This window comes from Clostridium taeniosporum (genome assembly GCF_001735765.2).
GTDB lineage: Bacteria > Bacillota > Clostridia > Clostridiales > Clostridiaceae > Clostridium > Clostridium taeniosporum.
The window spans coordinates 1,909,133-1,925,582 of record NZ_CP017253.2; the positions used below are offsets into that span (position 1 = coordinate 1,909,133).

At 25.3% G+C, this 16,450-nt stretch carries 15 protein-coding genes; 6 read left to right on the forward strand and 9 right to left on the reverse strand.

The annotated features are described in order from the left end of the window. Positions 1–11 precede the first annotated feature (11 nt). Together BGI42_RS08790 and BGI42_RS08795 are read right to left on the reverse strand one after the other, a co-directional pair. Positions 12–1,010, reverse strand: a complete 999-nt coding sequence (locus BGI42_RS08790; protein ID WP_069679956.1) for a C40 family peptidase — start codon at positions 1,008–1,010, stop codon at positions 12–14. A 334-nt stretch (positions 1,011–1,344) separates the two neighbouring features. Further along, positions 1,345–1,719 (reverse strand): hypothetical protein, encoded by a 375-nt coding sequence (locus tag BGI42_RS08795; RefSeq protein WP_069679957.1) that lies wholly within the window; start codon positions 1,717–1,719, stop codon positions 1,345–1,347. 537 nt (positions 1,720–2,256) lie between these two features. Here BGI42_RS08795 and BGI42_RS08800 point away from each other — a divergent pair. Both BGI42_RS08800 and BGI42_RS08805 read left to right on the forward strand, forming a co-directional pair. After that, on the forward strand, positions 2,257–2,523 hold the full coding sequence (locus BGI42_RS08800; protein WP_069679958.1) for a hypothetical protein: 267 nt from the start codon (positions 2,257–2,259) through the stop codon (positions 2,521–2,523). Between the two features lie 216 nt (positions 2,524–2,739). Continuing rightward, positions 2,740–3,132, forward strand: a complete 393-nt coding sequence (locus BGI42_RS08805) for a thioesterase family protein (RefSeq protein ID WP_069679959.1) — start codon at positions 2,740–2,742, stop codon at positions 3,130–3,132. Between the two features lie 170 nt (positions 3,133–3,302). Here the strand turns inward: BGI42_RS08805 and BGI42_RS08810 are convergent, their stop codons facing one another. From BGI42_RS08810 to BGI42_RS08820, 3 genes are all read right to left on the reverse strand, one after another. Next, complete coding sequence (locus BGI42_RS08810; protein WP_069678411.1) at positions 3,303–4,529, reverse strand: IS256 family transposase; 1,227 nt, start codon at positions 4,527–4,529, stop codon at positions 3,303–3,305. Positions 4,530–4,750: 221 nt separating this feature from the next. Beyond that, positions 4,751–5,575 (reverse strand): rhomboid family intramembrane serine protease, encoded by an 825-nt coding sequence (locus BGI42_RS08815; protein WP_069679960.1) that lies wholly within the window; start codon positions 5,573–5,575, stop codon positions 4,751–4,753. Positions 5,576–5,785: 210 nt separating this feature from the next. Beyond that, positions 5,786–6,877, reverse strand: coding sequence for a ribose-phosphate pyrophosphokinase (locus BGI42_RS08820; protein ID WP_069679961.1), 1,092 nt, complete (start codon positions 6,875–6,877; stop codon positions 5,786–5,788). Positions 6,878–7,337: 460 nt separating this feature from the next. On the opposite strand from BGI42_RS08820, the gene BGI42_RS08825 reads away from it, so the two are divergent. The 3 genes from BGI42_RS08825 to BGI42_RS08835 all read left to right on the forward strand — a co-directional run bounded on the left by BGI42_RS08825 (position 7,338) and on the right by BGI42_RS08835 (position 10,077). After that, on the forward strand, positions 7,338–7,883 hold the full coding sequence (locus tag BGI42_RS08825) for a 50S ribosomal protein L25 (protein WP_069679962.1): 546 nt from the start codon (positions 7,338–7,340) through the stop codon (positions 7,881–7,883). 233 nt (positions 7,884–8,116) lie between these two features. Further along, positions 8,117–8,662 carry a 50S ribosomal protein L25 gene (locus tag BGI42_RS08830; RefSeq protein WP_069679963.1) on the forward strand — a complete coding sequence of 182 codons (546 nt, stop codon included), beginning with the start codon at positions 8,117–8,119 and terminating at the stop codon, positions 8,660–8,662. A 188-nt stretch (positions 8,663–8,850) separates the two neighbouring features. Continuing rightward, positions 8,851–10,077, forward strand: coding sequence for an IS256 family transposase (locus BGI42_RS08835; protein ID WP_069678411.1), 1,227 nt, complete (start codon positions 8,851–8,853; stop codon positions 10,075–10,077). 352 nt (positions 10,078–10,429) lie between these two features. Here BGI42_RS08835 and BGI42_RS08840 read toward each other — a convergent pair whose 3' ends face one another. Beyond that, complete coding sequence (locus tag BGI42_RS08840) at positions 10,430–12,187, reverse strand: helicase-related protein (RefSeq protein WP_069679964.1); 1,758 nt, start codon at positions 12,185–12,187, stop codon at positions 10,430–10,432. A 537-nt stretch (positions 12,188–12,724) separates the two neighbouring features. On the opposite strand from BGI42_RS08840, the gene BGI42_RS08845 reads away from it, so the two are divergent. Next, the gene (locus BGI42_RS08845) at positions 12,725–13,483 is read left to right on the forward strand and encodes a DUF3298 and DUF4163 domain-containing protein (RefSeq protein WP_069679965.1); all 759 of its coding nucleotides are present in this window, start codon (positions 12,725–12,727) and stop codon (positions 13,481–13,483) included. A gap of 261 nt (positions 13,484–13,744) precedes the next feature. Here BGI42_RS08845 and aroD read toward each other — a convergent pair whose 3' ends face one another. From aroD to pepT, 3 genes are all read right to left on the reverse strand, one after another. Then, positions 13,745–14,509 carry a type I 3-dehydroquinate dehydratase gene (gene aroD / locus BGI42_RS08850; RefSeq protein ID WP_069679966.1) on the reverse strand — a complete coding sequence of 255 codons (765 nt, stop codon included), beginning with the start codon at positions 14,507–14,509 and terminating at the stop codon, positions 13,745–13,747. Positions 14,510–14,572: 63 nt separating this feature from the next. Next, positions 14,573–14,971: a hypothetical protein gene (locus tag BGI42_RS16075; RefSeq protein ID WP_069679967.1), complete on the reverse strand. Its 399-nt coding sequence runs from the start codon at positions 14,969–14,971 to the stop codon at positions 14,573–14,575. Between the two features lie 124 nt (positions 14,972–15,095). Beyond that, entirely contained in the window at positions 15,096–16,316 is a 1,221-nt protein-coding gene (pepT, locus tag BGI42_RS08860; protein WP_069679968.1) for a peptidase T, read from the reverse strand. Positions 16,317–16,450: the final 134 nt, after the last annotated feature.

A 16,450-nucleotide genomic window follows, 5' to 3' on the forward strand; every position in this document is an offset into this window, starting at 1 on the left:
ATCTATTGTTATCAGTCTTTTAACACTCTTCCAGCATATTTCATATTAGAAGTACTTAATGTACTTATTTTTACAATATCTCCTGTATGAGGAGCATGTAAGTATTTATTATCACCTATGTAAAGGCCAACGTGTGTTGAATTTGATGATTTATTAAACACTAAATCTCCTGGTTTTAATTCTGATAAACTAATAGGTTTAGTAAAACCTTGTTGTTCTTCTGATACTCTTGGTAATTCTATTTTTTCTACATTAAATACATATTGCATAAGACCTGAACAGTCAAAGCCTTGTGGCGTAGTTCCTCCCCACAAATAAGGAATTCCCAGATACTTTTGAGCTTCGTTTATTATAACTTTTGCTTCTTCTGATATATCGGATGGTAATGTTATAGGTATTATACTGCTTGTACTATCTACTAATATATTACTATTTTCTTTTACATAATCTATAAGTTGTTTCTTTTCATCCTCTAAATCTCTAATATATTTTTCTATTTCATCTTTATTTTTTTGTAACTCTTTATTCTCGTTCTCTATTTTATTTTTCATATCACTAAGATTTTGTTCTGCATTTTTAGCTTCTGTTACAAGTTTTTTATCATTTTTACACATCTTGGAAATTAATTGAACTTTCTCAACAGCATCCATTATATTTCCTGAATTTAAAAAAGCTTCTAAATATTTTAATGGTGTTACTTCAAATCCACCATCCATCTGAACACTTCTTAATCTTTCAGATAATAATTTATCCTTTTCTTCTAAGTTTTTTTTAGCAACTTCTAATTCTTCTTCATTTGCTTTTATTTGTTTTTCTTTTTGTAAAATTTGCTCCTTATATTTATTTAACTTGTCCATATTTGTTTCAATTTTATTATCATATTCCTGTATATTCTGAACAACTTCATTTATACTTAAGTTATTTGGTTCTGCAGATACTTTTAGTGTATTACTTATTGGATTTAAAAATATACACATAGATATAATTATAATTGTAAATTTCCTTTTCATAATATTCTCCTTACATGTATTTATACACTATAAAATTCTAATATCAACTCTACTATTAAATAAATATATAGGTAAATTTAATTTTATTAGTATAAAAGGTTACTTTTATTATAAAACAAAGTAATTTCTTATTTTTTACGAATTTATTAATAATTTATTACTTATAAAAAATAAATTGTATAATATTTGATTTAACCTAGATTTTATCAGTTTTTAAAACTTTTATATTTTCCCAGATATGAAAAAAGTTATTACAAAATTAATTTTTAGTTAATTCTGTAATAACTTCTTTTTAAACATTATAAACCGAATATAGTATGTTTATAAAAATATATTATTTAAAGTATTCATTTAATATTCTATTATCAAGTTCTCCAAATTCATATTTTTCTAAGTTATTTTTATTTATCCAATTTGCATCATCATAACTTTTTTCTAATACATATCTTTCTCTTAATACTCCAGTATATACTTTTACTGCTTCTTCTTCATTTATGCTAAATTCTTTAAATTCTTTAAGCTCAAACAGCACTGTTTTTAAGCTTTTATTTGCTGCTTTACTTAAAGTTTTCTCGCAATCTTTTTTACCCTTTAATGGTGAATTAAGTAGTGACCATATTTCTTTTTGACCTCTTTTAACTTTCTTTTTTAAAACTAAAATGTTGTTAAAATCATCTTTTAATATTAATACACATCCGATAATATTCATAGCTGCATTCTCCCTACACTTAATCTCTTGTATTTTTCTTAATAAGGACATTCAAATAAATAACCAGTCAGTGTGCTAGTTTATTTTGTGAACTACTACTTCCTCAGAAACTAATAATAGTATAACTATTATTAGAACCCAAGTCATTGTATTTCACAAAATATCCGTAGTATCTTTGACTTGTTATTTATTTTCATATTCCTAAAGTATATAAATAAATTATAACTCAATAGTATAAATTGTGAAACATATTTGACATAATTTTTAAATTACTAGATTTTTTTAATTAATGTGAATAGAAAATTTTTGAAATTTTATTGTTTTTATTAATTTAGATATTAAATTAATAATTTAATACTATAAATTAGATTTTGAAGATATTTCTAAATACTTTTTTAGTTTAAAATAAAATTTTTAATAAATTGTTAATTTAGTCAAGGTGTAAATATAAAAAAAATAGGTTATATTATATTTAAGAAAAGGTTTTTATTCAAAGAATTTTATTGTAAAATATTTTTTAAAATCGGAGGGATTGTTATGAACTATGGAACATTAAAAAAATATAAAGTAAACTTTGTGGCTTCTGCTACAAAAAATATCTCTCATAATAAAAAATTAGAAAATTCATTAGATTTATCGGAAATTTTAACACACTTATGGTCTGGTATATCTAAATTATTTAATAGAACCTCAGGGAAGAATTATAATAGCAATAATTACTATTATTATGATTATAATAACAAATATACAGTAGAAGATCCTACAGAAATAAGATTGATTTCATCAAGAAGAACTTTCTATTAATATAATTTTATACAATAATCTTTAGTATTTTAGCCGTTAATATTAAATATTAGCGGCTACATATTTTTTATCTTCTAATAGTTATAATAACGTGCATTTAAATAAATTTACTTTTCATAATTTTTCAACTATATATAAAAACTTACATATATCTAGTGTAATCGTATCAAATATGTTATAATTTAACTATACTTTAAATGAAAGGATGAATACATGATGAACGAACCAAAAATCGGAAAAATATCTAAAAGGGAACTTTTAGTTACAAAAGATACGTTAGCAGTTAATGTTGGAAGCGGAAGTGTTGAAGTTTTTGCCACACCAATGGTTGCAGCTATTATGGAGGGTGCTGCTGCTGATTTAGCACAAAATTTTTTAGACGATATTTATACTACTGTTGGAACTAAAATAACAGTAAATCATTTAGCAGCAACTGTTGAAGGTGTTAAAGTATATGCCGAAGCTGAACTTATAGCTGTAGATGGTCGTAAATATTCTTTTTCATTAAAAGCATTTGATAATAAAGGCTTAATTGCTACTGGTGAGCATGAGCGTGTATGTGTAAAAAAAGATAGCTTTATAAACAAAGCAATTGAACGTAAAAATTGAGAATGTAGAATAATTTGTGTAAATTAAATATTTTAATATATTGTATAACTGGAAATTATGTTTCCAGTTATATTTTTAATATTTTTACAAATACTAAAACTACGTGGTTTCATAATTTTAGTATGCACTAAAATAAGTATTATATACTGTAATTTTCTAATAAGTACAAGCTATATTGCTAACGCTTCCTCGATTCTATCTTTGAACATTATTTCTAATTTTAAAAGAGTTATTCCCCAATTAGCTATTGGTGAAGTCCATTTTTTCATAACTTGATCTGTTGCTAAATATAATGATTTTCGCAAAGAATCATCTGTTGGAAATACTGTTCTAATTTTAGTGAATTTTCTTAATTGCCTATTAAATCCTTCTAGTGCATTAGTAGTGTAAATCATTTTTCTAATTTCTTTAGTATATGAAAAATATGTAGACAATCTATCCCAATTTTCATACCATGAATCTATTACAGTACTATAAACATCATCCCATTTATTCTTTAGCCTATCGAGCTGCGTTAGCGCTATCTCCTCTGTATCTGCTTTATATACCAGTTTTAAGTCTTTCATAAATTCTTTTCTATTTTTATATGATACATATTTCATTGAATTTCTTATTTGATGTATTATGCAATTTTGAATACATACTTTTGGAAAAACAGCTTTAATAGCATCTGGTAATCCTCTTAAACCGTCCATACATGCAATTAATATGTCTTTAACACCACGATTATTTAAATCATTACAAACGCTAAGCCAAAATTTTGCTCCTTCGGCTTCGCCAATCCATATTCCTAATATATCTTTATAGCCTTCCATATCAACACCCATGCAAATATAAGCAGCCTTTGTAACTATTCTATGTTCGTCTCTCACTTTAAAATGAATAGCATCCATATAAACTATAGGATACACAGGATCTAACATTCTATTTTGCCATTCAGCAGCTGCAATCATTACTTTATCTGTTATTTTAGATATCATTGATGGAGATACATCTATTCCATATAATTCTTCCAGTTCGGATTGAATGTCTCTTGTAGACATTCCACGAGCATATAAACCAATTATTTTTTTATCTAATTCATTACAATCAGTTTCATATTTTCTTATAGTTCTTGGTTCAAACTCTGATTTTCTATCTCTAGGAATATCTATAGGTATCTCCCCGTAGCTGCTTCTAACATCTTTTTTTGAATACCCATTTCTATAATTCTTGTCACTATCGTTATCGGTTCTCTCATATTTTTCTCTACCTAAATGTTCTTCCATTTCAGCTTCAAGTAGTTGTTGCATAACATCTTTTAATAATCTTTGCATTAACCCATTCTTACCCACAACATCGTCCATACTTTTGCATTTCTTTATTTCTTCTTGATAATTTATATCTGGTACTCTCATTTGTAATCCTCCTCTAATATTCATAAGTATATTATTCCAAATCTACCATAAAACCATTCAAAAAAAGATGTAGTAGATTTGCTTTTACACAAATCTCACTACATCCCCTAAAAATTCATAGTTTTGTTTTATATATTCCCAAAATCTTATTTAACCAAAAAAGCCTAACAAATTGATTTTATAATCATTTTATTAGGCTTTCTTCATTTATAATTTTTTCTCTATTCTATTATATGCTCATGATCATATATATGTTTCTCACAATATACCTGATCACCCTTACATTTACTACAATATCTAAATAACATATTAGAATCATCTTTATCTGTTATGCCACAAACCACACATTTATATCTATACCCTTTTTTCTTGGTTTTTATTGACTTCTTCTTATATTCACTCATTTTTATTACAGAATTAGTTCTAACTTTTCTTTTTTTATAATCACTTTTTGCAAAAAATAATAAATAATTAATTATTGGAATTAAACAAACAATTACACCTATAAAACCACCACCATGTATTAACGAATAAACTATATCAAATATTATTTTAGCCCATGCTAAATAACCAAGCCATTTCATCTTTATAGGTACTATAAAAAATAATAATACTGTATGTTCAGGAAATAGTTTTGCAAATGCTAAAAAAAGTGATAATGTAACAGCTGAACCTGTGGCTACAGTTCCTGTTAAAAATGATATTATTATAGTACTTATCACTCCAACAAAAAAATAAACGTTAAATTTAAATCCACCCCATACATTTTCTAAATTAGTACCTACGATGTACTCAAAATATAAAGTTATTATTACCACAAGTAAGTTTCCACTTAATGGTGGAATTAATACAAAAGTAATAAGTCTCCAAATTTCACCATTCATAACTGCTTCAGGATATAAAACTAATTTATTTATATAATTAAAATTTCCTAAAATAAAATATGTTATAACATATACAAGAGCACTTAAACTAATAACTAACCACATTAAATTGGGTATATAATACTTGCCAAACTTTCTTTCCAGTTTATTAAGCCATTTCATTTGTAAACTTCCTTTCTAAATACTATCGCTTTCTTATAATTTTACCATAAACATTTATATAATAAAACAGATAGAACATTGACTACGCAACAACTATTTTAAATAAAATGTTGCATTAATTATACTAAAATAAGCTATATTATTTAAAAATAACATAGCTTATTTTATGACTTAATTCTTATTTAAGCAAATTTTGTTTTAATTAAAATATTATTTATTCAATAAATTATGTATTATTCTTGTTGCATCCATGTACTTAGAAATTGATTTACCATGATTTAATCTATTTATTATTCTAGAAACAAATTCTGACATATCAGTGCTTGTAAACCATTCAACATCTTTTAATGATTTAGGTATATATGTTAAATTAGTAGAGTAAATTCTCTTTATTAATCCATCTTCATATGCCTTGTTAAATTTATCAAGACCTTCAGTGAAGAATGCAAAAGTAGCAGCTACATATACATTTCTAGCACCTCTTTTTTTCAATTCTTTTGCAATATCAAGAACAGATTCCCCAGATGCTATCATATCATCAACTATTAAAACATCTTTTTCTTCAACTTCTCTTCCCATATATTCATGTTCCACTATAGGGTTTTTTCCATTAACTATAGTTGAATGATCTCTTCTCTTATAGAATAATCCAACATCAACACCTAATACACTCGAATAGTAAATAGCTCTATCCATGGCACCAGTATCTGGACTTATTACTAATAGTTTTTCTTTATCAAGTTCCAATGATTTTTCATTCACTATAATTGATTTTACTATATCATAAGTTGGATATAGATTTTCAAAAGATAATAATGGAATAGCATTTTGAATGTTAGGATCATGAACATCAAAAGTAAGAATTTCATCTACTCCTAATCTTTCAAGTTCTTGAAGTGCTAAAGCACAGTCTAAAGATTCTCTTCCTTTACGTCTATGTTGTCTTGATTCATAAAGAAGTGGCATTATTACAGTAATTCTAGCAGCTTTTCCTCTAATAGCTGAAACTGTTCTTTTTATGTCTTGGAAGTGTTCATCAGGACCCTTATGATTTTTGAAACCAAACATTTTATATGTACAACTATAATTTCCTATATCACATAATATATAAATATCTTTCCCTCTTACTGTTTCAGAAATCTTAACCTTTCCTTCACCATTAGAAAATCTTACTTCGTTAATTGGTATTAAAAATGACTCTTCTTGTTTTCTATTTTTTCTAATAAAGTCATCTATAGCCTTACCTAACTCTTTACAGCTTTCTAATGCTATTATTCCAAGCTCATGATTTAATTCAGTCATTAGTTTCTCTCCCTTTATTTATAATTTATAATTTATCTTTGTATTTTAAATATATTAACTATTAACAGTATATACTAAAAATACATATATATAAATATGTTATGATAATTTTAGTAAAACATTATAAATATATTATACTATATATTTATTATTCTGCATAATCCACATTAATAAAAACGCATTTTATTGTTTTAAATTCATATTATTTTTAATTTTAAATATATATTATTTAAAATTTTTAATATAAATTATAGCTTTATATAAGATATTAATAATTTTACACTTATTTTTTTTGATTAAATGTATATTTTTATCCCTTAAGAAATATTAAATAATAAAGAGTTATATTTATATGTAAAGTTTTAATAAAATCTTATCATATTTAATATACATGTAAATATATATTCACTTTTTATATATTTGGTCTAAATTATAAAAATTAGAAAAGAGGGATTTATTAATGTTAAATACATCATTTAATGTATACGAAAGAAGTGTAAGAGAAAATAAAAAAAGACTTAGGAGGACAGGCTTAGTTCCTGGGGTAATATTTGGTGGAGTTTTAGAAGAATCAATTCCTATTAAAATGTCAAATATAGATTTTAATAAAATGATAACAACTAACAATAGCGGTTCTATTATTACTTTAAAATTAAATGATGAAGAGCTAAATTGTGTAGTTAAAGAAATTCAAAAACTTAGTCCTAGTAAAATCTTACACGTTAGTTTTCAATATGTAGAGCCAAATGAAAAAATTAAGATGAGAATTCCAATAAAATATATTGGACAAGAAAATCTAGAAAGTAAAAGGTTAGTATTAGAAACCTTTACTCCTTTTATTGACTTCCAAGGTGATGTTGAAAAAATACCTGAATTTTTAGAAATTAATGTATCAAATATGAATTGTGAAGATAAATTATTTGTTAATGATATAAATATTCCTAATGATATTTCAATATTAACTGATCCTGATACATTATTAGCTATTGCAAACCCTTGTGAATAATATTATTTCAGATACCTCTTTTCCTATATTTGACTTTTTAGTATATATTTATTATGCTTTAATTAATAACCAAAAGGAGGTTGATGCATATGTGGAGCTTAAAAGTTAAGCTCTTAATGTAGTTTTTATGCATTGAAATTCATTTTTTGTATGAATTTATGCACCTTAACTTATTTTGATGAGTTTAATAAAAATCAGAGTAAAATAAAAAATTGGAAAAGAGGTTATTTATTATGACAAACTTAGCATTTAAGGTATATGAAAGAAATACAAAAGAAAATAAAAACAGACTTAGAAAAACCGGACTAATTCCAGGGGTTATTTTTGGAGAATTCTTAAAAGAATCAATCTCCATTAAAATTGACAAAAGTGAACTTGATAAATTGTTAAAAAATAATAATAGTGGTTCTATTATAGCTTTAGAATTAAATAACAAAAAATTCAACTGTGTAGTTAAAGAAATACAGAAAATTAATACTAATGAAATTTTACATGTTAGTTTTCAATCTGTAATACCAAAAGAAAAGATTAAAATGAAAATTCCTATTAAATATGTGGGTAAAGAAAATTTAGAAAGTAAAAGGTTAGTATTAGAAACCTTTACTCCATTTATTGACTTTCAAGGTGATGTTGAAAAAATACCTGAATTTCTTGAAGTTAATGTATCTAAAATGAATTGTGAAGATAAGCTATTTGTTAAAGATATCAAAATATCAAATGATGTAATAGTTACAACTGATCCTGATACATTATTAGCAGTTGTAAATCCTAGCTTATAAGTTTTAACAAAAGACTTACTATAAATAACATTTAAATACTTAATATATAAATAATTTTAAAATATAAATTAAGTGCATAAGGGGATGTAGTGAGATTTGTGTAAAAGCAAATCTACTACATCTTTTTTTGAATGGTTTTATGGTAGATTTGGAATAATATACTTATGAATATTAGAGGAGGATTACAAATGAGAGTACCAGATATAAATTATCAAGAAGAAATAAAGAAATGCAAAAGTATGGACGATGTTGTGGGTAAGAATGGGTTAATGCAAAGATTATTAAAAGATGTTATGCAACAACTACTTGAAGCTGAAATGGAAGAACATTTAGGTAGAGAAAAATATGAGAGAACCGATAACGATAGTGACAAGAATTATAGAAATGGGTATTCAAAAAAAGATGTTAGAAGCAGCTACGGGGAGATACCTATAGATATTCCTAGAGATAGAAAATCAGAGTTTGAACCAAGAACTATAAGAAAATATGAAACTGATTGTAATGAATTAGATAAAAAAATAATTGGTTTATATGCTCGTGGAATGTCTACAAGAGACATTCAATCCGAACTGGAAGAATTATATGGAATAGATGTATCTCCATCAATGATATCTAAAATAACAGATAAAGTAATGATTGCAGCTGCTGAATGGCAAAATAGAATGTTAGATCCTGTGTATCCTATAGTTTATATGGATGCTATTCATTTTAAAGTGAGAGACGAACATAGAATAGTTACAAAGGCTGCTTATATTTGCATGGGTGTTGATATGGAAGGCTATAAAGATATATTAGGAATATGGATTGGCGAAGCCGAAGGAGCAAAATTTTGGCTTAGCGTTTGTAATGATTTAAATAATCGTGGTGTTAAAGACATATTAATTGCATGTATGGACGGTTTAAGAGGATTACCAGATGCTATTAAAGCTGTTTTTCCAAAAGTATGTATTCAAAATTGCATAATACATCAAATAAGAAATTCAATGAAATATGTATCATATAAAAATAGAAAAGAATTTATGAAAGACTTAAAACTGGTGTATAAAGCAGATACAGAGGAGATAGCGCTAACGCAGCTCGATAGGCTAAAGAATAAATGGGATGATGTTTATAGTACTGTAATAGATTCATGGTATGAAAATTGGGATAGATTGTCTACATATTTTTCATATACTAAAGAAATTAGAAAAATGATTTACACTACTAATGCACTAGAAGGATTTAATAGGCAATTAAGAAAATTCACTAAAATTAGAACAGTATTTCCAACAGATGATTCTTTGCGAAAATCATTATATTTAGCAACAGATCAAGTTATGAAAAAATGGACTTCACCAATAGCTAATTGGGGAATAACTCTTTTAAAATTAGAAATAATGTTCAAAGATAGAATCGAGGAAGCGTTAGCAATATAGCTTGTACTTATTAGAAAATTACAGTATATAATACTTATTTTAGTGCATACTAAAATTATGAAACCACGTAGTTTTAGTATTTGTAAAAATATTAAAAATATAACTGGAAACATAATTTCCAGTTATACAATATATTAAAATATTTAATTTACACAAATTATTCTACATTCTCGTGCATAATAATAGACCAAATATTTCTATATATTTTTTTAAACTAAGTAGATATTTTTAACTATTGCTAATCATATTTACTTATTTAACATAATATAAGTTATATATTGGTCTATTATATTTTCTTACTTCTTGTGTACTATAATTATCTTTAAAAACATAACTTTAAGTAAAAATATCTCTACATTTTTACTAATATTTCATTTATTGCTTCACTTATTCTCATTCTTTCATCATAAACCCATTTAACATCAAACTTTAAATTAAATATTTTAGAGAATGAATAATACATATTAACCTTTTGATAATATATTTCTAAATCTTCTAAATTCCCTGTATAACATTCTGGTGCAAATACCTCTTCTTGTTTATTAATAAATACTTCATCTACATAATTTAAGAATGTCTCCATTAACTCATCCCTTGAAACATCAAAAGGTACTTTTAATAAATCCCATTGTTCCTCTTCTTTTAATTTGTATTTTTTAATTTTATTCAAAATCAAAATATATTCACTAATATCCATTTTAGTATAATAATCTAATTTTTCTTCTCTTGTACTCCAAAGAGCTAGCTTTTCATTTAAAGGTAAACTTTTTATTTGTAATATTGCCTCTGATGGACCAATTACAGCTTCTCTTATAATATTATCTTTAACTTCTAATTTAGATTTAATAAAATCTGCAGTTCCACCAACTCCTGCAATATATCCAACATCATATATACCTATTCTTCCTGCTCTTCCACCAACTTGTTTTACTTCTTGTGAAGTTAATTCCCTTACTTCTTCTCCATCAAATTTTCTTATACTCATGAATATAATTCTTCTTATAGGTAAATTAACGCCCATTCCTATAGCATCAGTTGTTACAAGAACTTTTGTTTCCTTATTTACAAATTGTTCATACTGCATTCTTCTAACTTCTGGTGGTAAATCCCCATATATTACACTGGTTTTTATTCCTTTTCTTGAATAATCCTCTGCTATTTCTAAAACTCTCTTTTTTGAAAATACTACAATAGCATCTCCCTCTTTAACATCATTATAATTGAAATTCTTATATTCAACTTCAAGTGGAATTGATCTTTTATATTCCTTTATCTCGTATTCATCATTACAATCACGTATCATTTTTTCTAATATATATTTTGCATTAGCAGCGCCACATATGTGAATTTCATCACATTGTAATCCTAATACCGCTTTACTCCAAGCCATTCCTCTATGAGTATCACTAATCATTTGAATTTCATCAATTACAGCTATATCATAGTGTTCTTTTAAATTAACTTTCTCTATAGTACATGAAACATGAGTTGAATTAATATTTATTATTTCTTCTTCTCCTGTTAATAAATCGCAAACTACTCCTTCTTTATTTAGTTTTTCAAAATTCTCTAATGCAAGAATTCTAAGAGGTGATAAATAAACTCCATTTTTTGCTTTTTTAAGACGTTCTATTGCATTATAAGTTTTTCCAGTATTAGTATCCCCTAAGTGGATATAAAATTTTCTTTTCATATGTCTAGCATGATTATATTCATCTTTAGGATTATCAGGGAACTTTTCTTCAAATTCTTTAGCCACTAACTTTGGTATATGCATTTTAGTTAAAACAGTCATTAAACCTTGATTTAAAAAGTTATTATAATTACCACGTATTACTTGATAAAAATCAAAATTTGTATTATTTTTCTTATTATAATAATCAAGCATTCTCTTTGAAACATATTCTAATACTTCTTCATATCTCTCATAAACTTCTTTAAAACCTTTTAACCCTTGATTTTCAAACTCCTTAAGATGTCTTAACTTTTTCCTAATAGCACTCTCATGTTCTATTAATGCTCCTGGCTTTGAATGTTCTACTATCTCTTCTATTTGATTTATTTGCCCTTTATATTTCTTAAATTCTCTTTGTGCTGCATTTTTTTTCATTAAAAAACCTCCAAAAATATACTTAAGAATTTATTTTCTTTGTATTTTCAATATATTTTTTTAATTTAGTTCTTTACTTCAACTTATGTTTTTAATTAAAAATTGCTTAAGCATATGAAAATAAATAACAAGTGAAAAATGCCACAGATGTTTTGTGAAATACAATGACTTAAGTTCTGCAAATAGTTGTGCTATTAATATATTCCAAGAAATAAGTAGTTCACAAAATAAACTATCATACTGACTAGTTATTTATTTGAATGTGCCTCAAAACATAATATATTTTTATTATATCACAATTATATATTTCCTTAGGCTAAGCCTATGCTAGTATGATGATTCTAAATTCTATTTTAAACTAATAAACTTTTGTTATTCATATATATAATTCCCTTAAATCAACTTTAATTATTAAATTTTTTAAAGCAAATTATTTGAGATTGTTTTGTAAAGTATTTGTAACAAACTTTGGTAAATTATGAATTAATATAATATTATAGAAATAAATAAAAAGCAAACAATTGAGAGGATGATACCATGAAAAGAAATTATATAAAAAAAATCATATTAGCAAGTTTAACACTAGTAATGAGTACATGTTTATTTTTAACTACTGGTGAAAAAGCCATTGCTTCTACTATAGATACAAATAGTTCTAAAGTACAAGTAATAGAAACTAACTCTTCTAATAATTCATCATACTTAGAGGAAGATGTTAAATTAGCTAATTTTAAAACTGAAACTAATAATGAAAAAATTAATATTATAAATGAAAGAATTAATAATGATATTAACTTATTAGAATATAATATGAAAACTGAGAGTAAAAAATATTTTGATATGTTTTCAAAAGAATTTACAACTTATCCATATGTATTAAATGTAAATTACAAGTTAACTGATCAATCACAATCATTAACAAGTTTATATATGGACATTTATTCATATACTGGCGGTGCTCATGGAAATACCTTAAGAAATGCATATACAATAGATAACAATACAAAAGATTTATTATCTTTAAATAATTTATTTGTTAATGGATATAACTATAAGAAAATAATAAATAGTGAAATATTAAAACAAATCACTAGTAATCCTGAAAATTTCTTTATTTCATCAAAAAACTTTGAAGGAATTAATGATAATGCAAATTTCTATATAAATGGAGATAATCTTGTAATATATTATCAACAATATGAAATAGCACCTTATTGTGTTGGAATACCTGAATTTAAAATTCCTTTAAAATTATTTGGCGAAAATTATATATATTATAATTCTATAACTAAATAAGCCACTACGTTACACTTTTTAGTTAAGATTGAATAGATGAGAGTTAGAGCTAAGGCTTAGGGTACCATTGACTTCCTAAAAATATATATTTTAAAATTCTAATACAGAATTTTTTCCTTAACTCTATACTCTCATCTAATATTTTACTTTGTTAAATTTAATATTCTACAATCTAATTAAAAAATCTATAATAAATGAACTGCATACTATAAATTTTTAGCCTAAACCTACTTATTTTTTACCTTGAACCTCTTTAATTTATCACATGTTTTTGTGCAATAATTGAAGCACAGAATGTAATTCTTTAGCTTCTATTTGTCCAGGTGCTGACGCTTTTTTAGAAGATCCAAAAGTCAAGCAAGATCCAAAAATTTCTCCTGAAATTCTACTTATAACTCCAATACTATTCATTGACATTGTTATTATAGGATTGTTTGGATACTTTTCTTTCATTTCATTTGTAGCACAAAGTAAAGTTAAAACATCACTTTCACTATTAGGCATAACTGCTATTTTAGGTAAGTCAGCCTTTAATTCAATCATTCTAAGCAATCTGGAAACTATTTCTTCTTTATGTGGTGTCTTATTAAAATCATGATTTGAAATAACAACTTTTATATTATTTTTATGACAAACATCTACTATTTCATTTATAACTTTATCTCCAATAAATAACTCAACATCAATTAAATCAGCTAATTTAGTTTTAGCTATTTCTGAATTTAATTTTATATAGTACTCAATAGAAACTTCTTTTTCTCCACCTTCAACCTTATTCCTAAAAGTAAAAAGAATAGGTATATTAATTAAAATCTCAGTTAATCTTAAAAGAGTACTTTTTACTTTTTCTATTTCTAAAACATCTTTAAAAAAATCAACACGCCACTCTACTATATCTATATTTAAGTTTGTTAAAATTCTAGCCTCTTCTAATACTTCTTTAATATTCTTCCCTACAATAGGTACACATATTTTAGGTACACCTTCACCTATTTTTACATTCTTTACTTGTACTACCTTCTTCATATTTGTTGCCCCCATATTTTCTCTATTCTATTAAATTACATAATTTTTATAAAATATAATAATTTAATATTTGTTTAGTATTTTTGATACTTTTGTTCCCATATTTTCTCCATTTAAATTATTATTTATCACTTCTATATATTTATCTTCAGAATTAACTATAGTTATTAATTCTTTATTGTCTTCTAACATTTTCACATTAAATTTCTTAATACTCTCTAAATTAAATTTATCAGTATGAACAACATCATATAATGAGCCCCATATAGTATATGATAACTGCTCTAAATATATATTTTTATCTGTAATAGTTAATCTATACTTATTACAAATTCCTGCAATAGGACATAAAAATAAGTTGATCATTAAACTTTTAACTTGTGTTAACTTACTACTTTTAGTATAACATCTTATTGTTGCTATTAAATTTTCATTAGCCTCTAAATTTAATTCTTGTTCCATAAATACTTCCCCCACAAAATCTACCATTCTATAATTATAAAAATTAAATCATATGAAAATAAATAACAAGTCAAAGATGCTAATTATTTATTTGAATGTACTTAAAATAGTTATTATCTTAAACTTATTCCTCTGCGTATCTCTTTAATATCTCAATAATTATATTTGTACAAATATCCATCCCCTCAACTGTTATATGCTCATATTCTCCATGGAATGCATATCCCCCTGTTCCAAGGTTAGGACATGGGAGTCCCATATAACTCAATCTAGCTCCATCAGTTCCACCTCTAATTGGTTCAACAACTGGTGTCACGTTTAAACCCTTCATTGCTTCCACAGCATTATCTATTAAATGAAAACATGGTTTTACAAGCTCAATCATATTTCTATATTGTTCTTTTAATATAACTTTTACTGTTCCTTCTCCATATTTTTCATTAAGAAGTTTTTCAGCTAATTTCATAATAGATTTTTTAACTTCAAATTTTTCTGCATCATGATCACGTAAAATATATTCCATACTAGCTTTATCTGTGTTTCCACTTAATTTTTCTAAATAGTAAAATCCTTCATACCCTTCTGTGTACTCAGGTTTTTCACAATTTGGTAACATAGAATTGAATTCTATAGCTACATTTAAAGCATTTATCATAGTATTTTTAGCACTTCCTGGATGAACAGATACCCCATTTATTTCTACCTTTGCACCTGCAGCATTAAAGTTTTCATATGCTATTTCACCTTCTATTCCACCATCAATTGTATAAGCAAAATCTGCTTTAAAATTTTTAACATCAAAAAGATCTGCCCCTTTACCCACTTCTTCATCTGGCGTAAATCCTACACAAATCTTTCCATGAGGTATATTTTCATTAATTATAATTTCACATGCAGTAAGTATTTCAGCAATTCCTGCTTTATCATCAGCTCCAAGTAATGTTGTTCCATCTGTTGTAATAAGTGTTCTTCCCTCTAAAGTTTTCAAATGTGGAAATCTTTCTGGAGATAAAACACTATTATTTCCTTTTAAAATAACATCTTTACCATCATAATTTTCAATTAATTGTGGTTTTACATTTTCTCCACATGCTGATGGTGCTGTATCCATATGAGCTATAAGCCCTATGCTTTTTCTATCTTCATAACCTTTAGTTGCTGGAATAACTCCATAAACATAGCAATTTTCATCACATCTTACATTTTCAAAACCCATATCTTTCATTTCTTCTACAAGTAAATTAGCTAAATCAAATTGTCTTTTTGTTGTTGGATGTGATGAAGAGTTTTCATCTGATGTGGTATGCACCTTTACATATTTTAAAAAACGTTCATAAGCTTTCATTTAAATTACCTCTTTCTTATAAATTTATTTTTAATATTTAATAAATTATATCTATTCACTATAGATTCTCAATTAATCTTATTAAATTTTCAATCTTTAAAAACTAAATATTAATTTTATCCTATTAGTATTTA